Raw genomic sequence first — 24,242 nt, forward strand, 5'->3', positions numbered from 1 at the left:
CAACGCCGGGTTTCGGAGCGGTCTTCTTGGTGGAGGCCGGCGCGACGGATACGCGTACGCTCACAACGGAAACACGCCCGTCGCGACCGCGGCGAAGACCATCAGCACGGTGGCGGCGAACAGGAACGGAATCGTGAATTTCTGGTGCTCGGCCAGCTCGACGCCGGTCAGGCCGACGATCAGGAACGTCGCTGGCGTGAGCGGACTGACCGGAAAACCGGTCGTCATCTGGCCGAGCAGCGCGGCCTGCGCCATCTGGATCGGCGGCACGCCGAGCAGCTTCGCGCTTTCCGCGAGCACCGGCAGCACGCCGAAGTAGAACGAGTCGGGATCGAACAGCAGGCTGAGCGGCATCGACAGCAGGCCGAGCACGAACGGCATGTGGTGCGCATGCTCGACCGGAACGTGCGCGACGACGACCTCGGCCATTGCCTTGAGCATCCCGGTGCCGGACATGATCCCGGTGAACGCGCCGGCCGCGAGCAGCACGCTCGCCATCATCAGCGCGGCCTTCGCATGCGCGTCGATCCGCTCGCGCTGCGCCTGCACGTCCGGATAGTTGATGACGAGCGCGGCCACAGTGCCGAGCATGAACATCACCATCGGGTCGACGATGCCCGACACGAGCGTGCCGAGCACGACGAGCGTCAGCGCCAGGTTGATCCGGAAACGGCCGGGCCGGCGCAGCGCGCGTTCGGCGTCGGTCAGCTCGCGCGGCGCGATCGCGAGCGATGCCGCGCCGGCGCGATCGAGCCCGAGCCGCTTCGCCTCGCGCACGCCGAGCACGTAGGCGGTGCCGAACACGAACGCGAGCCCGACGATCTGCACCGGGATCATCGGCATGAAGATCGCCGAACCGGGAATGTGCAAGGCCGCCGACGCGCGCAGCATCGGCCCGACCCACGGCAGGAAGTTGACGCCGGCCGCCATCGACGCGACGCACGCGAGGATCCGCCGGTCCATGCCGAGCCGTGTGTAGAGCGGCATCATCGCGGGCAGCGTGACGAGAAACGTGACGGCGCCCGAGCCGTCCAGATGGATCAGTAGCGCGAGCAGCGCCGAGCCCGTCACGATGCGCGGCGGATGGCAGCCGATCACGCGCAGCACGCCCGCGATGATCGGGTCGAGCATCCCCGCATCGGTGAGGATACCGAAAAAAAGAATCGCAAAAACGAACATCCCGGCGATGGGGCCGATATTCTGCACGCCGTGCACGATGAACTTGCCGGTCGAGAGTCCGAAGCCGGCCGCGAGCGACGCGGCCACCGGCACGACGATCAGCGCGACGAGCGGCGACAGCCGCTTCGTGATGATCAGGCCGAACAGCGCGACGATCGCGGTCGCGCCGATCCACGCGAGCATGATGTGTCTCCTCTTGCAGCGGCGCGTGTCCGGTGCGACGCGGTGTGATGTGCGAAGGGGGCGCGGGCGTGCGGTGCCGCACGCCGCCGGCCGCGATGCGGGTCAGTTGCGACGCGGGCCGTTGTCGTCGCGTGCGTCGTCGGCAAACACCTGCGCCGCGTGTTCGTTCAGCGCGGGCGGCGGCCGCCGGTACGTGGCCGGCGTGCGGCCGAGCTTGATCGGCGACGCGATGCCGCGATGCCGACCCAGTTCGACCTTCATCTGGCGATGCGCGACGTGCGGATGGTCCAGCGCCGCGTCGAACCCGAGCACGGGCGCGCACGGCACGCCGCGGCGCATCAGCGCCTCGGCCAGTGCCGCGCCGTCGTGTTCGGCCAGCGCCGTTTCGAGCAGCGCGCGCAATGCGGCGCGGTTCGCGCTGCGCGCGCGGTTGTCGACGAAGCGCGGATCGTCGGGCCACTCGCGCGTGCCGAGGACGTCGCACAGCGCGGCGAACTGCCCGTTGTTGCCGACCGCGAGAAAGATGTCGACGCTCGCGGTCGGAAAGCTGTCGTAAGGCGTGATGTTCGGATGCGCGTTGCCGGTGCGCACCGGGGCCCGCCCCGAATGGAAGAAGTTCGGCGTATGCGGATGCAGGATCGACAGCGCGCAGTCGAACAGCGTCGATTCGACGAATTGGCCGCGCCCGCTCGCATCGCGTTCGCGCAGCGCCATCAGCACGCCGAGCGCCGCGTTCAGCCCGGTGACGAGATCGACGATCGGTACGCCGACGCGCAGCGGCGCCCCGCCCGCCTCGCCGTTCACGCTCATCAGCCCGGCCAGTGCCTGCACGGCCGCGTCGTAGCCGGGCAGCCCGCCGAGCGGGCCGTCCGCGCCGAAGCCCGACACGCGGCAATGGACGAGACGCGGAAAGCGTGCGTGCAGCGTATCGAAGCCGAGGCCCCAGCGCTCCATCGTGCCGATCTTGAAGTTTTCGACCAGCGCGTCGGCGTGCTCGAGCAGGCCGAGCAGTCGCTCGCGATCCTCCGGCTTCGTCAGGTCGAGCGCGATGCCGAGCTTGTTGCGGTTCACGCCGAGGAAATACGACGCGGTGTCGCCGTCGAACGGCGGCCCCCAGGTGCGCGTCTCGTCGCCCGACGGCGGTTCGACCTTGATCACCTCCGCGCCGTGGTCGGCGAGAATCTGCGTCGCGTACGGGCCGCCCAGCACCCGCGACAGATCGATGATGCGCAACCCCGCCAACGCGCCCTGCTGCTCCAGCTCCGCCATGCGTCTCGCTCCTGCTCCCGGTTGATCGGACCGTCTGTTCCGCCGGGCCGACAGCGGCGGCACGGGTTCCCGGACTCGAACGATAATTCCTGTGTGTGAATTTATATTCACACTCGGGAATTTTATTGTCAAGCCGGATATGCCCGGCAGCCGTGTGAAGAACGCGGCCGCCCGCAAGTGGGGACGACACCGAACGCAGGCCGGTTGCGGCGCCGAGCCGCGGTTCGTTAAGCTGGCGCAAGGTGCTCACTGAATAAAGGCGGACCTTTCATGAAACACATGCTGCTCGCGGCCATCATGCTGGCGTCGACGCTGGGCGTCGCCCGCGCGCAAACCCAGACCTTCCATTTTGGCGAGGGACAATCACAGCCGCGAGCCGCCGCGCCGACGGCACGGCCCGCGCCCACGCGCCCGCACGTGACGCCGCCACCGCATCAGCACCGGCGTGCGATCCACAAGCGGCGTCGTGGGCGGTCCGGGAAACCGGCACGCACGGGGCTCTACACGCACGCGTGATGCGATGCGCGTTGCGCGCGACAACGCACGGAACTGTCACGAACGCCCGGTATGATCGGCGCGGCGGCTTGCATGCCGTCGTGCCCGACGATCGGGCGACAGGCCGGCAACGCCGGTCGACCTACATTTCCTCCACGATTCAGCACCTGTTTTGCCGAACATGAATATCGGGCCGGATACCGTCGCCAGCATCAAGGAACGCGCCACGATCGTGTGCCGCCAGCGCAGCAGCGTGCTGCTGGTCGCCCGCACCGCGGCGCGCTGGTCGCTGCCGGGCGGCACGATCCGGCGCGGCGAGACGCCGCTGGAGGCCGCGCAGCGGGAACTGGCGGAGGAAACGCGGCTGGAGGGGCTCGCGCTCGACTATGCGGTGCAGTTCGGCGGCCTCACGAAGCTCCATCACGTGTTCGTGGCCGACGTGCCGAAACACCTGACGCCGCGCGCGAGCAACGAGATTGCGCGCTGCAAGTGGTTCGACGTCGAACAGCTCGAGACGCTGCGCGCCAGCGTGCCGACCCGCAAGATCATCGAACTGCTGCACCTCGACCGCTTTCCCGCGCTCGCGGACGGGCGGCTCCGCGAGCGCTGAACCGGCCCGCGCGACTCAGGTGCGCAGCATCGGACCGGCCTTGCGCTCGAGCAGCGCGACCAGTTCGGGCTGCATGTACGCGTAGCGGTCGGGAATGTCGAGGCAGACGATCTTCTTGTGCTTCAGCCGGATGCCGAATCGCGCGGACAGCTTCGTCTTGTGTGCACGCTCCATCACGAACACGATCTCGGCCCATTCGAGTTGCTCGGCGGACAAGCGCGTCTGCGCGTCGGGCGCGAGGCCCGCGGAGTCGGTTTCGACGCCCGGCCACGCGGCGAACACCGCCTCGGCCGTGGGGCTGCGCAGCCGGTTGCGGCTACAGATGAACAGGGCCCGTGTCATGCCGGTGCACGACGGCCGGATCGTCCGTTCAACCGTTCAACCCTGCGGAATCGTGCCGGGCCGCACGTAGGCCAGCATGTGCGGCACGTAGTCGGCCTTGCCAAGCTCGACGCCGTGATGGCGCAGGATCGCGTACGCGGCGATCGCGTGAAAGTAGAACTGCGGCAACGCCCAGTCGCGCGCGTACTGTTCGCCCGTCATGTCGAACGCGATGCCGTTCGGCATTTCGAGCGCGATCGGCCGCGCGGCGCCGCCGTCGAGTGCGTCGAGTGCGTCGGGCGCGAGTTCCCCGAGGAATGCGATCGTGCCGGCGACGATCCCTTGCGCGTCGCTCAGCGTGCCGGGCTGCGCGTCGGCATGCCAGCCGGCTTCCCGCAACGCCAGCAGCGCGTCCGGCAGCGGTTCGCCGCGCAGACGATAGACCGGCTCCATTGCCTGGAAGCACGAAAACCTCACCTGGGCGGCGAGCGGATACATGTCGGGCGCGAGCTTGAGCGTCAGCAATGCATCGGGCGCGCTGCCCTCGGCCTGCCGGTGCGCGGCGGCCTTGTCGAGCCACGCGGATTGCGCGCGCAGCATCTGGGTGAAGGTCGGAACGAGAAGTTGGGTCGGTGACATCCATGCTCTCCGATGAGACGTTTGCGCCACGACATCAATGTCGGGGCAAATCCGTATTCTGCCGTAGCCGACGTTTCGACGCGAAACCGGTGACGTATCGCACGATCGACGCCCGGTATGTCACGGCTTGCCGTGGCGTGCCAGGAACCGATCGAATTGCGACGCGAACGCCTTGCCGTCGCGTACGCTGAACGGGGCCGGGCCGCCTGTATCGATGCCCGCGCTGCGCAGCTGTTCCATCATCGCGCGCGTCGACAGCCGTTCCTCGATGTTCTCGCGGCTGAACCAGTTGCCGCGCGGGTCGAGCGCATGCGCGCCCTTGTCGAGAACGGCCGCTGCCAGCGGGATGTCGGCGGTGATGACGAGATCGCCGGCTTGCGCGAGTTCGACGATCCGCGCATCGGCCACGTCGAAGCCGGCCGGCACCTGCACCGCCTTGATGAACGGAGACGGCGGCGTGCGCAGGAACTGGTTCGCGACCAGCGTCACGCAGATCTCGGCACGACGCGCGGCGCGAAACAGCATGTCCTTGATGACGGCGGGACACGCGTCGGCATCGACGAGTACTTGCATGGCAGGCATTCCGGTGGGGAGAAAAGGCGATCATAGCGCAGCGCCGGCGATCGCCGCGCACGGCTGACCACGCGATCAGCCGGCCGGCCCGGGGCACAGTGATGCGGCCGTCATCCATTGCGCGTCCCATGCATCGGCGAGCCGTCTGCCCTGCCCGATTCGCACGGCCGCGTCGTCGAAGTCGACGAACACGACGTGATCGGCGGCCGTCGGTCTCGACGGCGTTTCGCGCGTGCGGCCGTCGGACAGTACCCATAGCCAGCGCTGCCGGTCCGGCGTACGCCGTGCGACGCCCGCGAGCAATTGCGCGGCGGCCGAGATGCCGTCGGCAAGCGGCGTGCCGCCGCCGCCGTCCACCGGTTCGAGCCAGCGCGCATTCCACCAGCGCGGCACGGCCGGGCCGAAGCGCCGCGCGGCGCCGTTGCCGCCGAAGCAGATCAGCGCGGTTTCCACGCGGTCGCGCGCGGCCTGATCGAAGTACGCGACGATCAGGCCTTTCGCGAGCGCGAGCCGATTGTGCGACAGCATCGACGCAGAACAGTCGAGCACGAAACAATGGAGTGCGCGCGGTGTGCCGGCCCGCTTGCGGAAACGCAGATGGTCGGCGTGCAGCGGGTCACCGCGCTTCGCGGCGAGCGTCGCCGGCCATGCAACCGCCGTGCCGGCACGCACCGTGCCCGGCACGCGCGTGGCAGCGCCTGGTTGCCATCGAGGACCGCGAACGGCGTTCGCGGCGGCGTCGGCTCGATGGCTCAGCGTTTTTTTAACGGCAGCGGCACCACGCTCTTCACGTCACGCAGTCCGACCGGCTCGGGCGGCAGGTAGCCCCAGTCGCCTTGCGCCGCAGTCGCGTCGTTTCGGGCCGCGCCTGGTGGAGGCTCGGGCTGCCGGCGCATATCCGGCGGCGTATCGTCGTCGCGGTTGCCGCCGGCCTCTGCATCCGACTGCGTCGCGCCCGACGACGGCGGCGTACCCGCATGACGCCGATGCCGCAGCACGGCGTCGGCCACACGTTCGACGTGCGACACCGTCACCGCGTCGGCCCGCTCCAGCGCCGCGAGCGCGCGCGCGGCGCGCAGCATCACGAGGTCGGCGCGCAGGCCGTCGACGGCCGCGTCGATGCACAGCGCGCTGACGCGCGCATGAACCGCATCGTCGAAATCCAGCGCCGACAACCGTGCCCGCGCCGCGTGGATCCGGTCGCCGAGTTCGCGCTGCGCGGCCGCGTGACGTGCACGAAACGCGTCCGGGTCGAGATCGAACGCGAGGCGCGCCTTCACGATCCGCTCGCGCTGCGCGGCATCGAAGCAGTTCTCGAGCTCGACCATCAGCCCGAAGCGGTCGAGCAGTTGCGGGCGCAGTTCGCCTTCTTCGGGATTCATCGTGCCGACCAGCACGAAGCGCGCGTCGTGCGCATGCGACACGCCATCGCGCTCGACCACGTTCACGCCGCTCGCGGCGACGTCGAGCAGCGTATCGACGAGCCCGTCGGCGAGCAGGTTCACCTCGTCGACGTACAGCACGCCACGATGCGCGCGCGCGAGCAGGCCCGGCCGGAAGCGTACGCCGTTTTCAGCGAGCGCATGTGCGAGATCGAGCGTGCCCGTGACCTGTTCGTCGCTCGCCGACAGCGGCAGCGTGACGAATGCTCCTTCAGGCAGCAGTTCGGCGAGCGCGCGTGCGGCGGTCGATTTCGCGGTGCCGCGCGGCCCGCTGACGAGCACGCCGCCGAGCGACGGATCGATCGCCGCGAGCAGCAGCGCCTGCTGCAGCGGTTGCTGCGCGACGAGCGCCGCGAACGGGAATACCGCGCGGGCGCGATGCGTCGTCGGATCGGTCATCGCCGTCCTCCTTCCTGAAATTGTTCGCTGTCGAGCCAGACCGCTTCGATCCGCTCGCGATAGTCGCCCGGCTGCTGCCACAGCCCCCGCTGCATCGCTTCGACGAAGCGTTCGCAGATCCCGTGCAGTGCCTTCGGGTTGTGTCGTTCGAGGAACGCACGCGTGTCGCCGTCGAACAGGTACGCGTCGGCGACGAGCGCGTACTGGTGGTCCGACAGCACGCGCGCGGTCGCGTCGTAGCCGTACAGGTAGTCGACGGTCGCCGCCATTTCGGCCGCGCCCTTGTAGCCATGGCGTTTCACGCCGTCGAGCCATTTCGGATTGACGACGCGCGAACGGATCACGCGCGCGATTTCCTCGCGCAACGTGCGCATCTTCGGCGCGACCGGGTTCGCATGGTCGCCGTGGTAGATGCTCGGCTGCTGCCCCGACAGGTGCCGCACGGCTACCGTCATCCCGCCCTGGAACTGGTAGTAGTCGTTCGAATCGAGGATGTCGTGTTCCCGGCTGTCCTGGTTCTGCACGACGACGTCGATCGTCGCGAGCCGTTCGCCGAACACGTCGGGCGCGGCGTCGCCGGCGCTGTTCTGCGCGTATGCATGGCCGCCCCACTGGCGGTACGCATCGGCGAGATCGGCGTCGGTCTGCCAGCGGCGCTGGTCGATCAGGTCCTGCAGGCCCGCGCCGTAGCTGCCCGGCCGCGCGCCGAACACGCGCCAGCCGGCACGACGCCGCGCTTCGTCCGGCGCCACGCCCTGCTCGATCCATTTCGCGCGTTCGCGTTCGACGCGCGCGCGGATCGGGTTCAGTGCCTCGGGCTCGTCGAGCGCGGCAACGGCCTGCACGGCCGCGTCGAACAGGTGCATCAGGTTCGGGAAGGCGTCGCGGAAGAAGCCCGACACGCGCAGCGTCACGTCGATGCGCGGCCGGTCGAAGATCTCGATCGGCAGGATCTCGAAGTCGGTCACGCGATGGCTGCCATGCGCCCATTTCGGCCGCACGCCGAGGAGCGCGAACGCCTGCGCGATGTCGTCGCCGCCGGTGCGCATCGTGGCCGTCCCCCAGACCGACAGCCCGATCGCGCGCGGATAGTCGCCGTGATCCTGCAGATGGCGTTCGATCAGCTGCTGCGCGGATTTCAGTCCGAGCGACCACGCGGCCTGCGTCGGCACCGCGCGCGTATCGACCGAATAGAAGTTGCGGCCCGTCGGCAGCACGTCGGGCCGGCCGCGCGACGGCGAGCCGCTCGGCCCCGGCGGCACGAAGCAGCCGTCGAGCCCGCGCAGCAGCTGGCGCAGTTCCTCGCCGCCGCATGCGTCGAGTGCGGGCAGCAGCGTCGAGCGCACGCGTTCGAGCACGGCGCGCGTGTGCGGCCAGTCGCCGGGCGGCGCTGGGTCGGTATCGGCGCCGGTCGCGCCGGAAACAGTCGCGCACAGCCCGTCGAGCCAATGCTGCGCGAGCCGTTCGAGCCGCTCGCGCGTGTCGCCGGCATGGCGCCACGGCGACGCGTCGAGCGCTTGCAGAACGGCCGGCCGCAGGCCCGTCCACGGTGCGGCCCAGTCGGCCGCGAGCGGATCGAAATCGTCGCCGAGCGCGAGATCGCGCGCGAGCGCGCCGATCAGCCCCGCGCGTTCGCCCTTGCCGTCGCCGACCGGAAAACGCGCGAGCGCGAGCAGTGTGTCCCGTCGCTGACGGTCGGTGGGCGACACCCCGAACACGTGCAGCCCGTCGCGAATCTGTGCTTCCTTCAATTCGCACAGCCACGCGTCGACGCGCGTCAGCAGCGCATCCTCGTCGCCCGCATCGCGCGGCGGCGACACGCTCAGTTCGTCGTGCAGCCGGTGTTCGGCGATCGTCGCGAGGATCGTCTTGCGCAGCAGCTTCGCGCGGCGCGCGTCGACCATCAGCGCTTCGTAGTATTCGTCGACCTGCCGTTCGAGATCCTGCAGCGGGCCGTAGTTTTCCGCGCGCGTGAGCGGCGGCATCAGGTGATCGATGATCACGGCCTGCGCGCGGCGCTTCGCCTGGCTGCCCTCGCCCGGATCGTTGACGATGAACGGATACAGATGCGGCAGCGGCCCGAGCGTCAGGTCGGGCCAGCACGCGTCGGACAGCGCGACGCTCTTGCCCGGCAGCCATTCGAGGTTGCCGTGCTTGCCGAGGTGGATGACCGCGTCGATGCCGAACGCATCGCGCAGCCAGAAGTAGAACGCGAGATACGCGTGCGGCGGCACGAGATCCGCATCGTGGTAGCTCGCATAGTCGTTCTCGCCGCGCGAGCGCGACGGCTGGATGCCGACGAACACGTTGCCCGCGCGCCAGCCGGCAATCGTGAAGCGCCCCTGCCGCAGCGTCGGGTCTGCTTCGGGCGGGCCCCAGCGTGCGTTCAGCGCGTCGCGCACGGCGGCCGGCAGACGCGAGAAACGCGCGACGTAATCGGCCAGCGCGAAGCTCTGGAATGCGGGGCGCAACGCATGCACGGCCGGGTCGTTGGTGACGCCTTCGGTGAGTCGCGCGATCAGCGCGTCGCCATCGGCCGGCAGGTCGGCCACGGCATAGCCCGCATCGCGCAGCGCCGCCAGCACATGCAGTGCGGACGCCGGCGTGTCGAGCCCGACGCCGTTGCCGATCCGCCCTTCGCTTTGCGGATAGTTCGCGAGGATCAGCGCGATGCGCTTGTCGGCATTGTCGAGCGTGCGCAGCCGGCACCAGCCGCGCGCGAGCGCCGCGACGAACGCGATGCGTTCGGCGTCCGGCTGGTAGCGCACGACGTCGACTTCGGTGTGCGGACAACGATATGCCAGCCCCTTGAAGCTCACCGCGCGCGTGACGATGCGCCCGTCGACCTCGGGCAACGCGATGTGCATCGCGATGTCGCGCGCATGCAGCCCCTGGTTGTCGGCCACCCACGCGTCGCGGTTGCCGCCGGACAGGATCACCTGCAGCACCGGTGCATCGCCGGCGAGCACGTCGGGCTCGGGGCTGTCGATCGCGCCGGCCGCGAAAGCGGTGGTGTTCAGCACGAGCGCGACATCGTGCGTGACGCACAACTGCGTGATGACCTCGCGACTCACCGCATCCTTCAATGACGTGACCGCGATCGGCAACGGATTGAGCCCCTCGCGCACGAGCGCGTCGGCCAGCGCGTCGAACACCGCGGTGTTCGCGGCCTGCCAGTGCGCGCGATAGAACAGGATCGCGACGACGGGTGCGCCGGGCGTCCAGTGCGCCCGCCAGTCGTCGACGCTCGCCGGGTCGCGCGCCGGGTGGTACAGCGCGGCGGCCGGCAGCGGGCGCGGCAGCTCGGGCTCGTCGCCGAATCCGAGCGTATGGAACGCGATGCTGCGCAGCAAGGCCTCGGCGTTGTGCCTTCCGCCTTCGCGCAGATAGCGCCACCACCGCCGGCACAGGTCGGGGGCGACCGTGCTCTTCGCGACGAGGTTCGGGTCTTCCTGCAGGTCGCCCGAGAACATCGCCAGCTGCTGCTTCCGTTTCGACGCGAGCGACACGGCCTGCTCGATCCCGTACGGCCAGTATGCTTCGCCGCCCAGATGATCGATCACGACCGTCTTCGCGTGACGCAGCACGTCGTCGACATAGAAATCGACCGACGCCGGCTGCCGCAGGAACGTGACGTTCGCAAGCCGCACGCTCGGAAAGCCGGCAGGCAGTTTCGGCACGACGCTGGCCAGCAGCGACAGCGTCGTGTCGGCCGAGCTCAGGATCACGATGTCGGCCGGCTGCTGGTCGATCCGGACGACGCCCTGCGTATCGTCGACGAAGCCGCCCGGCGTGGTGCGCAGCAGATGCATCGCGCGTTACGCCTGTTGCAGGTCGGCCGCGCACGCGGCGTCGAACGCGCGCTGCAGCGCGGCCGCGTCGAGATCCTCGCCGATCAGCACGAAGCGGCTCGCACGCGTTTCGCCGTCCTGCCAGCGACGGTCGAAGTAGCTGTCGAAGCGCCGGCCAACACCCTGGATCACGAGCCGCATCGGCGCATCGGGCAGCGCGGCGAACCCTTTCGCGCGGTAGATCGTGTGCGTCTCGACGACACGCTGCAGCGCGGCGATCGTCGCTTCGCGCGTGCCCGCATCGCCCGACACCACCACCGAATCGAAATCGTCGTGATGGTGGTCGTGATCGCCGTCGTCGGCCGAGCCGTGATGGTCGTGCCGCAGGTGAATCGTTTCCTCCGACGCCGATTCGAGCCCGAGCAGCATCGCGACGTCCAGTTCGCCACGCGTCGCGCGCACGATCTTCACCTGCGGCGGGATTTCCTCGCGGATCGCGGCTTCGACCTCGGCAAACTGCGCGTCGGCGACGAGATCGGCCTTGTTCACGATCACGAGATCGGCGGACGACAGCTGGTCGGCGAACAGTTCGTGCAGCGGCGATTCGTGGTCGAGGTTCGGATCGGCGCGGCGCTGCGCGTCGACGGCCTGCGGGTTCTCGGCGAACTGGCCGCTCGCGGCGGCCGGACCGTCGACGACGGTCACGACCGCGTCGACCGTGAAGCTGTTGCGGATCGTCGGCCAGTTGAAGGCCTGCACGAGCGGCTTCGGCAGCGCGAGGCCCGACGTCTCGATCAACACGTGATCGATGTCGGCACGGCGCTCGACGAGCGCTTCCATCACCGGATAGAACTCCTCCTGCACGGTACAGCACAGGCAGCCGTTCGCGAGTTCGTACAGCTGGCCCGACGCTTCGCCCTGCACGCCGTCTGCGTCCTCGCAGCCGATGCCGCAGCCCTTGAGGATTTCGCCGTCGATGCCGAGCTCGCCGAATTCGTTGACGATCACCGCGATGCGGCGGCCTTGGGCGTGCTGCAGGATATGGCGCATCAGCGTGGTCTTGCCGCTGCCGAGAAAGCCCGTGACGATCGTGACGGGAAGCTTGCGTAAGGTCATGGTGGGTCCTGTGTCGAAAAGGGTGTCAGGCCGAGAGCGTCACGTCGATCTCGTCGTAGCGTTTGAGGCGATAGATCGCGGCCGACACGATCCAGCACGCGAGGAACAGGCCGATCACGACGTAGCCGAGCATCCCGAAATGCGATGCGACCATCGTGGAGAAACCCCAGACGGGTCCTTGCAGCGACAGTTTATCCGCGAGCAGCGCGAGCACCTCGATGCCGCCGATCAGCGCGGCGACCAGCACCGACACGAACGTGATCGTCATGTTGTAGTAAATCTTGCGGATCGGCCGCACATACGCCCAGCGGTATGCGCCCATCATCAGGATGCCGTCCGTCGTGTCGACGAGCGTCATGCCCGCGGTGAACAGCACCGGCAGCGCCATCACCGACCAGAACGACAGACCGCCCTGCACCTGCGTGGCCGAAATGCCGAACAGCGCGATTTCGGTCGCGGTATCGAAGCCGAAGCCGAACAGGAAGCCGACCGGATACAGGTGCCAGCTGCGCGACACGAGGCGGAACAACGGCCGGAACAGGCGGGCCAGCACACCGCGCTGGTTCATCAGCATGTCGAGGTCGGCGTCGACGATCGTCTCGCCGCGGCGGGCCGCGCGAAACGTCCGGTAGACGGAGATCAGGATCAGCAGGTTGGCGGCCGCGAGCACCAGCAGGAAGAACGCCGACACGCTCGTGCTGATCACGCCGCCCCAGGTCTTCATGCTCTCGAAGCGCGCGAGCGACGCCGCGGTCAGCGCGACCACAACCGACATCACGATCACCACCGTCGAATGGCCGAGCGAGAAGAACAGGCCCGCGCCGAGCGGGCTGCGGCCCTCTTGCATCAGCTTGCGCGTGACGTTGTCGATCGCGGCGATGTGGTCGGCGTCGACCGCGTGGCGCAGGCCGAACACGTAGGCGAGCAGCGCGGTACCCAGCAGCACGGGCTGGTCGCGAAACGCGACGAAGGCCCAGATCCACGCGCCGACGTTGAATGCGACGAGCAATGAATAGATCGCGACGATTTTGCCGCGCAGCCCGGATGGGCTGTCGTTGAACAGGCGGAAGAACGAGTCGAGCATGATGCTCCTTTGAGAACGGTCGACATGGTGAATGCCAACACGGCCGTCGTCGGCCCCGCCTGCGCCGCTGGCCGTTCCTCGCCCCGGCCCGCGCGCGTGCTGCGGCTGACGGTTCGGCGGAGGAAGCGGGCAACGTTCGGGCGTCGGGCGTGCTGCGGCCGTGGACGATGCGCCGCCTCCCCGCGGCGCTGAACCCCACGTTCTGGCCGGTATCCGGGCTGACGAACACGCCGCTTCGCCTTCCCGGATGCGTGGCATCCAGTGGCTGTCGTCCGCATGCGGCAGGCATGCGGCGAAGCGGCGCTGCATCGCGCTGGGCGCGATGCGTTCGCTTACCGTTGCGGGGGCAGCACAGGTTGGCTCGACTGCGGTGCAGGCAGGCTCCCTGTTTCCCGTTTAACTGCGCGCGCCGGAGGAGCGCGCGCGAGCACCAAAACGCGTGCGAGTGTAGGCGGCGGTGCGGGGAGCGTCAAGGCGAAACGGGCCGCCGCGGCGCGTTCGGCACGGCCGCGGCATCGTGCCGGGGGCGCTCGCGGCGCCCGCGGGGCGGGTTCGCGCGGGCCGACCGCTGTGCTATCGTATGCGCCGCGTTCGGTGCTCGCATGCGCATTTCCGCGCACGCAGTTAAACGGGAAACAGGAGGCGGAAGCCCGCCCGGCCTGTGCTGTCCCCGCAACGGTACGCCGCCCGCGCGCCGCGGTTCCCCCCGCACGCGCCCAGGCCGCCCGCGATGCCACTGCCCTTCAACGGGCGGGAAGGCTGCGGTCTGGCAAGCGGCCAGCCCGGATACCGGCCGACGCAAGGGGCGAGCCCGCTGCTCGCCGAACGCCCGATCCGCGGGGGACGGATGGGGTGCGCTTCCCGCCCGCGTTCGCGCGGGCTTCGCCCGATCCATCATGCCTTGCCTGTCCGCCGGCCGCCGATGCGCCGCTCGCCGTCCCCTTTCCACTGCCACGACACGGTGTGCGCCGTGCCGCGTCCGATGAGCCGCGCCTGGCTCGTCGGCGCCGGCCCCGGCGACGCCGATCTGCTGACGCTGAAGGCCGTGCGAGCGATCGCCGCGGCCGACGTGCTGCTCGTCGACGACCTCGTGAACCCCGACGTATTGCGCCATGCGCGCGCGGACGCGCGCATCGAGCACGTCGGCAAGCGCGGCGGCCATGCGTCGACACCGCAGGAAGCGATCGTCGCCGCGATGCTCGCGCATCTGCGCGCAGGCCGCAGCGTCGCGCGGCTCAAGGGCGGCGATCCGTTCGTGTTCGGCCGCGGCGGCGAGGAGCTGCTCGCGCTCGGCGCGGCGGGTTTCCCGGTCGAGGTCGTACACGGCATCACGGCCGGTATCGCGGCCCCGGCCGCGCTCGGCATTCCGGTCACGCATCGCGGCGATGCGCAGGGCGTGATCTTCGTCACGGGCCACGGCGCGGGTGCCGACGAGCCCGACTGGCGCGCGCTGGCCGCGACGCGGATGACGATCGTGATCTACATGGGCATACGCCGGCTCGACGCGATCGTGGCCGCGCTGCGCGACGGCGGCATGCCCGGCGACATGCCGTGCGCGGCGATCGAGAACGCGACGCGTGACGGGCAGCGGCACGTGCTCGCGACGCTCGACACCGTCGTCGAACGCGTGGACGCGACCGGTATCGGTTCGCCCGCGATCGTCGTGATCGGCCGCGTCGCGGCGCTCGCCGACGATCCGGCAGTGCGCGCGGCGCTCGGCGGCCGTGCATGATGCGCGTCGCGCTCGGCGTCGGTTTTCGCGCGGACGTGACGGCCGCGCAACTCGATGCCGCGATCCGCGCGGCGCTGGCGCACTACCCGGATGCCGAGCCGGCCATCGTCGCGACGCTTGCCGACAAGGCGCGTGCCCGGCCGCTGCGCACGCTGTGCGCCCGCCGCGGCTGGCCGCTCGTCGCGTTCGACGCGGCGCAGCTCGCGCAGTGCCCCGAACCGGCGTTGAGCGGCCCGTCGGCTGCCGCGCTCGCGCGTTTCGGCGTCGCGGGCGTGGCCGAGCCGTGCGCTCGGCTCGCGGCGCCGCGGGGCCGGCTGCTCGGCCCCAAATCCATCCTGGGCGGCGTGACGGTCGCGCTCGCCGGCCCGCTCTGAACCCTTTGTTTCGCTTTCGACAGGACGATTCCCGATGAAGACCGATGCCGAATCCCATCAGCGGATGACCGAACGCCGCCGCGCCGGCCATGAAAAAAAGCAGGCCGCCGCCACTCAGGAAAAGGGCCTGCTGATCGTCAACACCGGCAACGGCAAGGGCAAGAGCACGGCCGCGTTCGGCATGGCCGTGCGCGTGCTCGGCCACGGCATGCGGCTCGGCGTCGTGCAGTTCATCAAGGGCGCGCTGCACACGTCCGAGCGCGACTTCCTCGGCGCGGTCGCGCAATGCGACTTCGTGACGATGGGCGACGGCTACACGTGGAACACGCAGAACCGCGACGCCGACATCGCGACCGCGCGCAAAGGCTGGGACGAGGCACGCCGGATGATCGAAAGCGGTGAGTACCGGATGGTGATCCTCGACGAGCTGAACACCGTGCTGAAGTACGAATATCTGCCGCTCGACGAAGTGCTCGCGACGCTCGTCGGGCGGCCGGATGCGGTGCACGTCGTCGTCACTGGCCGGCATGCGCCGGATGCACTGATCGATGCGGCCGACCTCGTCACCGAAATGCGGCTCGTCAAGCATCCGTACAAGGAGCAAGGCGTGAAGGCGCAGCCCGGCGTGGAGTTCTGAGCGATGCCGGCCTGCCCCGCGCTGTTCGTCAGCGCGCCCGCGTCCGGCCAGGGCAAGACGTCGGTGACGGCCGGCCTCGCGCGGCTGCACCGGCGGCTCGGCCGGCGCGTGCGCGTGTTCAAGACCGGGCCTGATTTTCTCGATCCGATGTTGCTCGAACGCGCGAGCGGCGCCCCCGTGCATGCGCTCGACCTCGGCATGGTCGGGGAAGCCGGCTGCCGTGCGCTGCTCGCGGATGCCGCACGCGACGCGGACCTGATCCTGATCGAAGGTGTAATGGGGTTGTTCGACGGCACGCCGAGCAGCGCCGATCTCGCGGTCGCGTTCGGCGTGCCGGTCGTCGCGGTGATTGCCGCGAAGTCGATGGCGCAGACGTTCGCGGCGATCGCGTTCGGGCTCGCGCGCTTTCGCCCCGAGGTGCCGTTTCACGGCGTGCTGGCAAACCGCGTCGGGTCGCCGCGGCATGCGGAACTGCTGCGGCAGGCGTTGCCCGACGACTTGCGCTGGCTCGGGCACGTGCCGGCCGATGCGGGCATCGCGCTGCCGGAGCGCCATCTCGGCTTGCACCAGCCGGCCGACATCGACGACCTCGATGCGCGGCTCGAGCGCGTGGCCGACGTGCTCGCGCAGACGGCGCTCGCCGAATTGCCGCCCGCGGTTTCGTTCGCGGCACCGGACGTCCGCGCTCCGCTGCCGCGTGCACTCGCCGGCAAGCGGATCGCGATCGCGCGCGATGCGGCGTTCTCGTTCATCTACCCGGCGAATCTGGCGCTGCTCGATGCGCTCGGTGCGCAGCTTCGGTTCTTTTCGCCGCTCGCCGACGAACCCGTGCCCGCCTATTGCGATGCGCTGTTCCTGCCGGGCGGCTATCCGGAACTGCATGCGGCGACGCTCGCGGCGAATGCCGTGACCGCGCGGACGATTCGCGCGCACGCGGCGGCCAGCCGGCCGATCGTCGCGGAATGCGGCGGGATGGTGTATCTGTGCGAATCGCTGACCGATGCGGACGGCTCGACGACGCCGATGCTCGGCCTGCTGTCGGGTCATGCGACGATGCAGCGCCGGTTCGCGGCGCTCGGGATGCAGCAGCTGGACACGCGCACCGGGCCGATGCACGGTCATACGTTTCATTATTCGCGGCTCGATACGCCGCTGGCACCGGTGGCGACCGCTGCGCGGCCCGACGGCGCGCCCGGCAGCGGCGAAGCCGTTTATCGCGCGGGCCCGATCGTCGCGACGTACATGCACATGTACTGGCCGTCGAATCCGGAAATGGCGGCCGCGCTGTTCGGCGGCACGGCATTCTGACGAAAAACCGTCGGATGCCGCGCAGCCGCGATGTCAGTGCGTTTCGCGGCCCGGCGCTTCCGAGCGCGAAGTCCGGATCACGGTGCCGTCGGGCGAGAAATGCGCATTGAACATCGCGTCGCCCGATACGCCGCCCTCGGCCCAGTGCCAGCTCCACACTTCTTCATGACTCAACGCGTATTGCGCGACCTCGGTTGGCTTGCCGAGCAGTTGCCGCACGTCGTCCTTCGACATCCCCGGCACGACCTTCGCGATGTTCGCCGCCGTCAGTGCCTGAGTGATCGACACGAGTCGGCCGTCCGGCCCGAAATCGAGCATGTACGTGCTCGTGCCGTACGGGCCGCGCGGATACTCGAACCGCTGCGAGCCGTCCTCGCCCTGCCTGACCATCTCGGGCTTGCCAGCCTGGCGCAGCGCGTCCTCGGTCGTCGAGACGCCCGGCTGCAGATTGCCGAACGCCATCGGATCGGGCTTGATCGCATTCACCGCGTCAGCCACCTTCTGGTCGTCGCACCCGGCCGCCAGAACGCCGACCGCGCAAGCCGTCAGCACGGTCAGAAACTGTTTTCGCATGTCGTCCACACCTGTATTCATCGAGCCGATCCGGCGTCGCGCGCAGCGTAGCACGCGCACCGTGTCGTCGATGTCAAGGAGCGTCAAATCGGCGCGCATCCCGCGCGCCCGGTTTCACGGCCGCGCCGGTATGCAACGGGCGGCGGTGCCCGCATCGATGTGCCGCGGCGTCACACCAGGAACGTCTCGGCCAGCTTGACCCAGTACGATGCGCCGGTCGGCAATGCCGCGTCGTTGAAGTCGTAACCGGGGTTGTGCACCATGCAGCCGCCCTCCCCGTCGCCGTTGCCGATGATCAGGTAGCAGCCCGGCCGCTTCTCGAGCAGGAATGCGAAATCCTCGCTGCCGGTGAGCGGCACCATCCCGTCGATGAGGTTCGCCTCGCCGACCCACTCGCGCGCGACGCCGCGTGCGAACGCGGTCATCTCCGCGTCGTTGACGAGCACCGGGTAGCGGCGCTGGTAGTCGATCGTCGCGGTCGCGCCGAACACGGCCGCCTGCGCATGAACGACTTCCTTGATGCGCGTCTCGAGCAGGTCGCGCACCTCCGGCTTCAGCGCGCGCACGGACAGGCGCATCTGCGCGCGGTCGGGAATCACGTTCGGCGCCTCGCCCGCGTGGATCGCGCCCACCGTGACGATCGCCATGTCGAGCGGCGACACGTTGCGCGACACGATCGTCTGCAGCGCGACGACGATCTGCGCGCACACGACGACCGGGTCGATCGCCCGGTGCGGCACCGCGCCGTGGCCGCCGCGCCCCTGCACGTCGACGATCACGGTATCCGACGACGCCATGAACGGCCCCGGCAGGAAGCCGAACTTGCCCGTCGGGAAACCCGGCATGTTGTGCATCGCGAAGATCGCGTCGCACGGAAACTGCTCGAACAGCCCGTCGTCGAGCATTTTCTTCGCGCCGCCGAGCCCTTCCTCGGCCGGCTGGAAAATCAGGTTCAGCGTGCCGGAAAAGCGGCGCTCGCGCGCCAGGTGCTTCGCGGCCGCGAGCAGCATCGCCGTGTGGCCGTCGTGGCCGCACGCGTGCATCTTGCCGGGGATCGTGCTCTGGTACGGCAGGCCGGTCGATTCGTGGATCGGCAGCGCGTCCATGTCGGCACGCAGGCCGAGGCGCTGGGTACCGTTGCCGACCTTCAGCTGCGCGACGACACCCGTGCCGCCGAGCCCGCGATGCACCGTATAGCCCCACGCCTGCAACTGCCCGGCGACGAGGTCGCTCGTCGCGAATTCCTCGAAACCCAGCTCGGGGTGGGCATGAATGCGGCGCCGGATCTCGATCATTTCGTCGGCGAGGCCTGCGGGGATCACGCTGTGCGTCACGGTGTCGTCTCCTGGGTTCCGTGGGGAATGTGCAGGCAAGGATAGTCGGTTGAACGGCAACCGAAAAGACAGAAAGTCGTCACGGCGACAACCTGGGGTTGCCTGCCAATCGTCGGGACGCACGACGAATCGCACGGCGGAAGAAAACGGTCATGCGGGCGACTGCCGCCCGCGAGCGGGATTCGCGAGACTGCGTGTTCCGTCTCGATTTTTCAGGTTGGAGTGCGCGTTGATCGCCGTTCGTCATTCCGGAATAATTCCGTCATATCAACTGGTTGAGCGTCTTTGTTCATTTTTTGACGGATGTACATTTTTTGCATACACTCGTGAAAAAGTGAACAAGCGATCCGCCCCGATGCCCCAGCACGCCACCCTGCCGATAACGGAACAACATGTGCTCGACGAAGCCTGTGCCGCGTTCGAACGCGCGACCCGGCGCTTCAACGCACGGCCCGTGCGCATGCCGGCCGCATACAACGCGCATGCCGACGCGATGATCCGCTTCGGCATTGCCGGGCAAACATTCGAGATGCCTGTGGTTGTGAGCGTCGGCGTCGAATCGCTGCACGGCGCGCTCGCCGCGTTGCGCCGCCGCGCTCCTCCAGCGTCCGCCGAGCGGCCGCTGATGCTGGTCGCGCCGTATTTATCGGCCGAACTGGCCGCCCGCCTGATCGAGCACGACATCCCGTTTATCGATACCGCCGGCAACGCGTGCCTGATCCAGCCGGAGGCGACGGTGATGATCTCCGGCCGGCCGAAACCTGCACGCACGCCACGCCGGCAGGCATCGCGCGCGACGACGCCCAAGGGGCTCGCCGTGATGTTCGCGCTCGCGACGCAGCCGAGCCTCGTCACGCAACCGCTCCGGGCGATCGCCGCCGCGTCGGGCGTCGCGCTCGGCACGGTCAATCTCGCAATGGACGATCTGATCGCGCGCGGCCTCATCGCGCAGCGGCGCAACGGCGAACGCGCGTTTACCGACTGGCCGCGCTTCGTGCAGGAATGGGTCGCACTGTACCCGAGCCGCCTGCGCGCGAAATTGCCGAGCCGGCGGTTTGCCGCGCTCGCGCCCGACTGGTGGCGCGGTTTCGATTTCGCGGCATTCGACGCGCGGCTCGGCGGCGAACCTGCGGCCGACCTGCTGACGCACGAGCTGAAGCCGGCCGCGGTCACCGTCTATACGCACGGCGCCGTGTCGAACCGCCTGCTGCTCCAGGCGCGCCTGCGCCCGGACGAGCGCGGCGACGTCGAGCTGCTCGAAGCATTCTGGCCGCCGTCGCCGGCGCTCGACTGGCGCGAGCAGGACGTGCCGCTCGTGCCGCCGCTGCTGATCTACGCGGATCTCGTCTCGTCCGGAGACAGCCGCAATCTTGCCGCCGCCGAACACATCCATGACCGATACCTCGCCCACCCGCCCGCTTGAAGTCGACGCGCGCCGGCCGCTCGAGCCGGCGGCGGTCGCGTTGCTGCAGGCGGTCCGTGCGGCTTGCGCGCAGCTCGACGCGGCATTCGTCGTCGCCGGCGCGACCGCGCGCGACATCCTGATGTGGCATGTCCACGGCATCCGGCCGGTGCGTGCGACGCGGGACGTCGACGTCGCGGTGTGCGCGGTGAGCTGGCCGTTTCACGAACGGCTCGTCGATGCGCTCGTCGCGACGAAGCAATTCGCACGCGCGCCGAAGCATCAGCAGAAACTGCTGTTCGACAGCGGGACGCAAGGCTTTCGCACGGAGCTCGATCTCGTGCCGTTCGGGCCGCTCGAGGCGCCACCCGGCGAAATCGCGTGGCCACCGGGCGGCGATTTCGTGCTGAACGTGCTGGGCTTTCAGGAGGCGGTCGATACGGCGCTGGTCGTGTCGATCGCGGCCGGCATCGAGGTGCCGGTGGCGAGCCTGCCGGCCCTTGCGGTGTTGAAGTTGCTCGCGTGGAAGGATCGGCGCGCACGCCAGAACAGCGACGCGTACGACTTGCTGTTCCTGCTCACGCATTTTCACGACGCGGGTAATCGCGAGCGGATCTGGGACGTCGCGCCCGACCTGCTCGAGCGGCACGGTTTCCAGCCTGAACTGGCGGCGGCCGCGCTGCTGGCGCGCGATGCAAGGCGGATTGCTTCGCCGCAAACGCACGATGCGATCCGCGCGCTGTTATCCGACGCAGCGATCTACGCGACGCTCGGACAGGATCTGCAGGCACGCGCGTTCGCGCTGCTGCCGGGCGAATTCAGCGATGACGCCGACCGGTATCTCGACGCATTCCGCGACGCCTTTCTCACCGATTCGCCCGTTCCCCGGACGTGACGTGCGGCCGCGCGACCGCAACGCCATCGCACATTCACGACCCTAGGCCGAGGCCGCCCAGTCTTCGAGCGACAACCCCGCGACGCGGCTGAATTCGCGACCATTGTTCGTGACGAGCACGGCACCGGCCGCGATCGCATGACCGGCGATCGATGCATCGTTCGCGCCGATCGGTGTCCCGCGTGTGGCAAGGTCGGCACGAATCGCAGCCGTTGCATCGACCGCCGCGGTATCCCACGGCAGCACACCGTCCAGCCGCGCGACAAACGCCGTCACGAGTTCCGCATGCTTCGGCGATGCCTTTCTGCCGACCGCGCCGAATCGCATTTCGGCATAGGTAATCGCCGACACGACGATCCGGTGCTGCGCGTTGACGCACGACTGCAGCCGGGACAGCACCGCGGGCGGCCGCTCGCGCATGATGAACGAACAGATGTTCGTATCGAGCATGTAGAGCGTTGTCACCGGCCCGACTCCGTTTGTGCGTCGCCATCCGTGCCGGACAGGTCGAAACGACCGGCTTCGATGACAGCCGGGCGCTCGACGAGGAAGTCGGCATCGGCCAGCGGTTCACTCGCCAACGACAGCCATGTCGGCCGCACCGGACGCAGCAGCAGCGTGTCGCCCTCGCGACGGATCTCGAGTTCCGTCACACCCTCGAATTCCATGTCCTTCGGGATGCGGATTGCCTGGTTCCTGGCGTTCTTGAAAATGGATACGGTGCGCATGAGCCACTCCATGGGAGTACGATGCGCTCATTCTAGACATATGCCAGCATATGTCAACGTCGAAGCATGCGAGCCGGGGATTGCGCTTGATGTTGCTGCGGATGTGCTTGCCATGTCGTCACGACCTGTCTGCATTGAGGGAGCGATCCATTCTTCCTCATGCCGCCCGCCCGATCCATATCCCGAACGGCCGATGTGTGCCCCCTTTCAAGTCGCGCGAAACGTCGACATGTGCGAATCGACGCATCGACACTTCGCGCGCCCATCCCATCCCGTCACGGCAACCGGAAAGTGTCGAAGAATGTTTCGCGCTCCATTACGGTGAGCGCCGCGCGCTTGTGCGGGAAGTCGAACTCCTTCAGCGTGTAGAACCCGAGCCGGTGCATGTACGCGATATGCCGCACGTGATCGACGCGCGGCTCGCCCACGAGCCGCTGCGTGCGCGGTTCGTCGACGAACATGTAGTGCAGCACCCCGCTCCACCACGCATGCAGCTTGCCCGCGCTCTGGAAGCGTGAATCGCCGATCAGCAAGTGCAGCCCGCGATCGTAGTCGTGCGCGTCGTAGAACGGCGCGAGCCGGTCCTCCTTCGCCCAGTAGAACTCGAAATAGCCGAACGGCGTATCGTCGAAATAGCCGATCATCGGATGCATGTGCGGGTCGGCGAGCCGCTCCGCGAGATAGGCGGCGTGTTCGTCGAGCGTGCCGCGCTGGTCCCAGAAATGCGCGACGCGATCGAGGTTCATCCAGTCGCTGAACAACCGCGCATGCGTAGCGATGTCGACGGTGCGCAGGCTGAACGTCATCCCGACCTGCGGCATATAGCGTGAATAGATCTCGCCGGCCGGCGACGGCGGCCGCACCGGATGCCGGTGGCCGTTCGTGATCGTGTAGCGCAGCGGCATCCCGCCCGATGCGGGCGCCTTCAGCCACGGCCGCGGATTCTGCCAGAACGTCGCACGCGATGCGGCGAGGCGCAGCCGGTCGCCCGCGATCCGTGCGTCATCGATCACGCCGTCGCGCACCGCGCGCGCGACGTACGACGCGATAGCCGCCGGATCGGCGCCGCCAAGCGGCACCGACACCGTCGCCGCATCGTGCCGCGTTTCCGTATTGAACAGCGCGACGAACTCCGCGAGCAGCGCGGCCGGCGGATCGTCGGGCCGCCACGTGTCGAGCGTGCGCTCGGCGGCGGGCGGCTCCTGCCCGTGCGCGGCGCCGTCGAGTGCCGCGGCGACCTCGCCTTCGACGGCGTCCGCTCCCTTGTCGGCCGGCTTCGTCAACGTGTCTTCCATCACAGTGCTCCCGCGTCGTGGCGATCGGCGAGGATCTGCAGCCCCCGCTCGAGCGCCGGAAACAGGCTGCGCTGGAAGTTGTTCCAGCGCAGTTCGAGAATCGTGTCGTCCGGCGCGATCGGCGTGTCGAGCACGTCGCAGATCACCTCGCCGGAATCGATGCCGTTGTCGACGTAGTGGAACGAAGCGCCCGTCATCGTCACGGGTTCGACGCGCGAGGTCGCGCCGGTCGCCCAGTCGACCCGTTCGCCGCGCGCGCCGTGCAGCGCGTCGAGCGTCGCCCACGCACCGCGCCTCTGGTACGGCGAATCGTCGGCCGTGATGCCGGGGTGGATGTTCGCGATACGACGATGAAAGCGCGCGCCGGGACGCACGAGTTCGTCGAGGATCACGAGCAGCCCGTCGAGCACGACCACGTCGGCGTCGAGTTCGAGCAGGCGTTCGAGCAGGCGGCGCTCGAACGCCTGCTTGCCCGTCACGCGCTCACGCGCGTCGCGCGGCAACCGGCGGTACGTCGATGCAATCGTGCAGAACAGTTCGTCGACCGGCCGGCCCTGCACGGTCAGCCCATCGGGCAGGATCCACGGGCGGCCGGGCGTGCGCGCGAAGCCGTAGTCGGCAACCTTCGCCCGATCGGACGGCGAGCCTTCGTCGTCGTCGACGATCACACCCTGGAGCGCATAGCGTTCGCCGAGCGACGAGTCATTCAGGCGCTCGACGAGGAATTCGAGCGGCGCCTTCATGTAGCGCGTGCCGCCCTGGTAAGCGACCGGCTGGCCGGCGCGATCGGCCGCGCCGTTGCGCAGCGACTGGATGTAGACGAGATTTTTCTTCGGCATGGAGGCGTCATGGAAAAGCGGACG

Annotated in this window: 24 protein-coding genes and 2 riboswitches; of the genes, 8 read left to right on the forward strand and 16 right to left on the reverse strand. The window is 68.9% G+C overall.

Annotation, left to right across the window (positions count from 1 at the left end):
* Nucleotides 1–60 precede the first annotated feature (60 nt).
* Together WS66_RS20995 and WS66_RS21000 are read right to left on the reverse strand one after the other, a co-directional pair.
* Nucleotides 61–1,362 (reverse strand): CitMHS family transporter, encoded by a 1,302-nt coding sequence (locus WS66_RS20995; protein ID WP_059606771.1) that lies wholly within the window; start codon nucleotides 1,360–1,362, stop codon nucleotides 61–63.
* 102 nt (nucleotides 1,363–1,464) lie between these two features.
* Nucleotides 1,465–2,631, reverse strand: a complete 1,167-nt coding sequence (locus WS66_RS21000; protein ID WP_059606769.1) for a CaiB/BaiF CoA transferase family protein — start codon at nucleotides 2,629–2,631, stop codon at nucleotides 1,465–1,467.
* Nucleotides 2,632–2,901: 270 nt separating this feature from the next.
* Here WS66_RS21000 and WS66_RS21005 point away from each other — a divergent pair, with 270 nt between their 5' ends.
* Nucleotides 2,902–3,147, forward strand: coding sequence for a hypothetical protein (locus WS66_RS21005; RefSeq protein ID WP_059606767.1), 246 nt, complete (start codon nucleotides 2,902–2,904; stop codon nucleotides 3,145–3,147).
* A 160-nt stretch (nucleotides 3,148–3,307) separates the two neighbouring features.
* Nucleotides 3,308–3,736 carry an NUDIX hydrolase gene (locus WS66_RS21010; protein ID WP_059606765.1) on the forward strand — a complete coding sequence of 143 codons (429 nt, stop codon included), beginning with the start codon at nucleotides 3,308–3,310 and terminating at the stop codon, nucleotides 3,734–3,736.
* Between the two features lie 15 nt (nucleotides 3,737–3,751).
* Here the strand turns inward: WS66_RS21010 and WS66_RS21015 are convergent, their stop codons facing one another.
* From WS66_RS21015 to WS66_RS21050, 8 genes are all read right to left on the reverse strand, one after another.
* Entirely contained in the window at nucleotides 3,752–4,078 is a 327-nt protein-coding gene (locus WS66_RS21015) for a low molecular weight protein tyrosine phosphatase family protein (protein WP_059606764.1), read from the reverse strand.
* Between the two features lie 36 nt (nucleotides 4,079–4,114).
* The gene (locus tag WS66_RS21020) at nucleotides 4,115–4,696 is read right to left on the reverse strand and encodes a DUF1993 domain-containing protein (protein ID WP_059606762.1); all 582 of its coding nucleotides are present in this window, start codon (nucleotides 4,694–4,696) and stop codon (nucleotides 4,115–4,117) included.
* Nucleotides 4,697–4,816: 120 nt separating this feature from the next.
* Nucleotides 4,817–5,269, reverse strand: coding sequence for a YaiI/YqxD family protein (locus WS66_RS21025; protein ID WP_059606760.1), 453 nt, complete (start codon nucleotides 5,267–5,269; stop codon nucleotides 4,817–4,819).
* 75 nt (nucleotides 5,270–5,344) lie between these two features.
* A complete protein-coding gene (locus tag WS66_RS21030; RefSeq protein ID WP_059606758.1) occupies nucleotides 5,345–5,953 on the reverse strand; it encodes a vWA domain-containing protein in 609 nt (202 codons plus the stop codon).
* Nucleotides 5,954–6,021: 68 nt separating this feature from the next.
* On the reverse strand, nucleotides 6,022–7,110 hold the full coding sequence (locus WS66_RS21035) for an ATP-binding protein (RefSeq protein ID WP_059606756.1): 1,089 nt from the start codon (nucleotides 7,108–7,110) through the stop codon (nucleotides 6,022–6,024).
* Nucleotides 7,107–10,922, reverse strand: a complete 3,816-nt coding sequence (cobN, locus tag WS66_RS21040; protein ID WP_059606753.1) for a cobaltochelatase subunit CobN — start codon at nucleotides 10,920–10,922, stop codon at nucleotides 7,107–7,109. The genes WS66_RS21035 and cobN overlap by 4 nt, the downstream gene beginning before the upstream one ends.
* Before the next feature lie 6 nt (nucleotides 10,923–10,928).
* A complete protein-coding gene (gene cobW / locus WS66_RS21045) occupies nucleotides 10,929–12,017 on the reverse strand; it encodes a cobalamin biosynthesis protein CobW (protein ID WP_059606750.1) in 1,089 nt (362 codons plus the stop codon).
* 25 nt (nucleotides 12,018–12,042) lie between these two features.
* Entirely contained in the window at nucleotides 12,043–13,101 is a 1,059-nt protein-coding gene (locus tag WS66_RS21050; protein WP_059606748.1) for a HoxN/HupN/NixA family nickel/cobalt transporter, read from the reverse strand.
* Nucleotides 13,102–13,288: 187 nt separating this feature from the next.
* Nucleotides 13,289–13,551, reverse strand: a riboswitch (cobalamin riboswitch).
* A 124-nt stretch (nucleotides 13,552–13,675) separates the two neighbouring features.
* Nucleotides 13,676–13,913: riboswitch (cobalamin riboswitch) on the forward strand.
* 110 nt (nucleotides 13,914–14,023) lie between these two features.
* Here WS66_RS21050 and cobA point away from each other — a divergent pair.
* From cobA to WS66_RS21070, 4 genes are read left to right on the forward strand one after another with little or no spacing between them, the layout of a single operon-like run.
* Nucleotides 14,024–14,833, forward strand: coding sequence for a uroporphyrinogen-III C-methyltransferase (cobA, locus tag WS66_RS21055; protein ID WP_082729047.1), 810 nt, complete (start codon nucleotides 14,024–14,026; stop codon nucleotides 14,831–14,833).
* Nucleotides 14,830–15,207: a cobalamin biosynthesis protein gene (locus WS66_RS21060; RefSeq protein ID WP_059606744.1), complete on the forward strand. Its 378-nt coding sequence runs from the start codon at nucleotides 14,830–14,832 to the stop codon at nucleotides 15,205–15,207. The genes cobA and WS66_RS21060 overlap by 4 nt, the downstream gene beginning before the upstream one ends.
* Nucleotides 15,208–15,241: 34 nt before the next feature.
* Nucleotides 15,242–15,844, forward strand: a complete 603-nt coding sequence (cobO, locus tag WS66_RS21065) for a cob(I)yrinic acid a,c-diamide adenosyltransferase (protein ID WP_059606742.1) — start codon at nucleotides 15,242–15,244, stop codon at nucleotides 15,842–15,844.
* Nucleotides 15,845–15,847: 3 nt separating this feature from the next.
* A complete protein-coding gene (locus tag WS66_RS21070) occupies nucleotides 15,848–17,152 on the forward strand; it encodes a cobyrinate a,c-diamide synthase (RefSeq protein ID WP_059606740.1) in 1,305 nt (434 codons plus the stop codon).
* A 33-nt stretch (nucleotides 17,153–17,185) separates the two neighbouring features.
* Here the strand turns inward: WS66_RS21070 and bamE are convergent, their stop codons facing one another.
* Together bamE and WS66_RS21080 are read right to left on the reverse strand one after the other, a co-directional pair.
* Complete coding sequence (gene bamE / locus WS66_RS21075) at nucleotides 17,186–17,725, reverse strand: outer membrane protein assembly factor BamE domain-containing protein (RefSeq protein WP_059606952.1); 540 nt, start codon at nucleotides 17,723–17,725, stop codon at nucleotides 17,186–17,188.
* Between the two features lie 170 nt (nucleotides 17,726–17,895).
* Entirely contained in the window at nucleotides 17,896–19,059 is a 1,164-nt protein-coding gene (locus WS66_RS21080; RefSeq protein WP_059606738.1) for a M20 aminoacylase family protein, read from the reverse strand.
* A gap of 355 nt (nucleotides 19,060–19,414) precedes the next feature.
* On the opposite strand from WS66_RS21080, the gene WS66_RS21085 reads away from it, so the two are divergent.
* Together WS66_RS21085 and WS66_RS21090 are read left to right on the forward strand one after the other, a co-directional pair.
* Entirely contained in the window at nucleotides 19,415–20,482 is a 1,068-nt protein-coding gene (locus WS66_RS21085; protein ID WP_059606951.1) for a type IV toxin-antitoxin system AbiEi family antitoxin, read from the forward strand.
* Entirely contained in the window at nucleotides 20,451–21,356 is a 906-nt protein-coding gene (locus WS66_RS21090) for a nucleotidyl transferase AbiEii/AbiGii toxin family protein (RefSeq protein ID WP_059606737.1), read from the forward strand. The genes WS66_RS21085 and WS66_RS21090 overlap by 32 nt, the downstream gene beginning before the upstream one ends.
* A 42-nt stretch (nucleotides 21,357–21,398) precedes the next feature.
* On the opposite strand, the gene WS66_RS21095 is transcribed toward WS66_RS21090, so the two are convergent.
* The 4 genes from WS66_RS21095 to WS66_RS21110 form a co-directional block, all read right to left on the reverse strand.
* Complete coding sequence (locus WS66_RS21095) at nucleotides 21,399–21,821, reverse strand: PIN domain-containing protein (RefSeq protein WP_082729046.1); 423 nt, start codon at nucleotides 21,819–21,821, stop codon at nucleotides 21,399–21,401.
* Nucleotides 21,818–22,084, reverse strand: coding sequence for a type II toxin-antitoxin system VapB family antitoxin (vapB, locus tag WS66_RS21100; protein WP_059606948.1), 267 nt, complete (start codon nucleotides 22,082–22,084; stop codon nucleotides 21,818–21,820). The genes WS66_RS21095 and vapB overlap by 4 nt, the downstream gene beginning before the upstream one ends.
* 275 nt (nucleotides 22,085–22,359) lie before the next feature.
* Nucleotides 22,360–23,379, reverse strand: coding sequence for a GNAT family N-acetyltransferase (locus tag WS66_RS21105; protein WP_059606732.1), 1,020 nt, complete (start codon nucleotides 23,377–23,379; stop codon nucleotides 22,360–22,362).
* Entirely contained in the window at nucleotides 23,379–24,218 is an 840-nt protein-coding gene (locus tag WS66_RS21110) for a formyltransferase family protein (protein ID WP_059606730.1), read from the reverse strand. Before WS66_RS21110 ends, WS66_RS21105 begins: the two co-directional genes overlap by 1 nt.
* Nucleotides 24,219–24,242: the final 24 nt, after the last annotated feature.

Source organism: Burkholderia sp. LA-2-3-30-S1-D2 (genome assembly GCF_001523915.2).
Taxonomy (GTDB): domain Bacteria; phylum Pseudomonadota; class Gammaproteobacteria; order Burkholderiales; family Burkholderiaceae; genus Burkholderia; species Burkholderia diffusa.

Excerpts from the sequence above, each read along its gene's own strand:
- WS66_RS20995 (WP_059606771.1), bottom strand. The coding sequence starts at position 1,362 with ATGCTCGCGTGGATCGGCGCGACCGCGATCGTCGCGCTGTTCGGCCTG.
- vapB (WP_059606948.1), bottom strand. The coding sequence starts at position 22,084 with ATGCGCACCGTATCCATTTTCAAGAACGCCAGGAACCAGGCAATCCGC.
- WS66_RS21060 (WP_059606744.1), top strand. The coding sequence starts at position 14,830 with ATGATGCGCGTCGCGCTCGGCGTCGGTTTTCGCGCGGACGTGACGGCC.
- cobO (WP_059606742.1), top strand. The coding sequence starts at position 15,242 with ATGAAGACCGATGCCGAATCCCATCAGCGGATGACCGAACGCCGCCGC.
- WS66_RS21085 (WP_059606951.1), top strand. The coding sequence starts at position 19,415 with ATGCCCCAGCACGCCACCCTGCCGATAACGGAACAACATGTGCTCGAC.
- bamE (WP_059606952.1), bottom strand. The coding sequence starts at position 17,725 with ATGCGAAAACAGTTTCTGACCGTGCTGACGGCTTGCGCGGTCGGCGTT.
- WS66_RS21050 (WP_059606748.1), bottom strand. The coding sequence starts at position 13,101 with ATGCTCGACTCGTTCTTCCGCCTGTTCAACGACAGCCCATCCGGGCTG.
- WS66_RS21020 (WP_059606762.1), bottom strand. The coding sequence starts at position 4,696 with ATGTCACCGACCCAACTTCTCGTTCCGACCTTCACCCAGATGCTGCGC.
- WS66_RS21025 (WP_059606760.1), bottom strand. The coding sequence starts at position 5,269 with ATGCAAGTACTCGTCGATGCCGACGCGTGTCCCGCCGTCATCAAGGAC.
- WS66_RS21105 (WP_059606732.1), bottom strand. The coding sequence starts at position 23,379 with ATGGAAGACACGTTGACGAAGCCGGCCGACAAGGGAGCGGACGCCGTC.
- WS66_RS21070 (WP_059606740.1), top strand. The coding sequence starts at position 15,848 with ATGCCGGCCTGCCCCGCGCTGTTCGTCAGCGCGCCCGCGTCCGGCCAG.
- cobN (WP_059606753.1), bottom strand. The coding sequence starts at position 10,922 with ATGCATCTGCTGCGCACCACGCCGGGCGGCTTCGTCGACGATACGCAG.
- WS66_RS21110 (WP_059606730.1), bottom strand. The coding sequence starts at position 24,218 with ATGCCGAAGAAAAATCTCGTCTACATCCAGTCGCTGCGCAACGGCGCG.
- WS66_RS21090 (WP_059606737.1), top strand. The coding sequence starts at position 20,451 with ATGACCGATACCTCGCCCACCCGCCCGCTTGAAGTCGACGCGCGCCGG.
- WS66_RS21000 (WP_059606769.1), bottom strand. The coding sequence starts at position 2,631 with ATGGCGGAGCTGGAGCAGCAGGGCGCGTTGGCGGGGTTGCGCATCATC.
- cobW (WP_059606750.1), bottom strand. The coding sequence starts at position 12,017 with ATGACCTTACGCAAGCTTCCCGTCACGATCGTCACGGGCTTTCTCGGC.
- cobA (WP_082729047.1), top strand. The coding sequence starts at position 14,024 with ATGCGCCGCTCGCCGTCCCCTTTCCACTGCCACGACACGGTGTGCGCC.
- WS66_RS21010 (WP_059606765.1), top strand. The coding sequence starts at position 3,308 with ATGAATATCGGGCCGGATACCGTCGCCAGCATCAAGGAACGCGCCACG.
- WS66_RS21005 (WP_059606767.1), top strand. The coding sequence starts at position 2,902 with ATGAAACACATGCTGCTCGCGGCCATCATGCTGGCGTCGACGCTGGGC.
- WS66_RS21035 (WP_059606756.1), bottom strand. The coding sequence starts at position 7,110 with ATGACCGATCCGACGACGCATCGCGCCCGCGCGGTATTCCCGTTCGCG.
- WS66_RS21015 (WP_059606764.1), bottom strand. The coding sequence starts at position 4,078 with ATGACACGGGCCCTGTTCATCTGTAGCCGCAACCGGCTGCGCAGCCCC.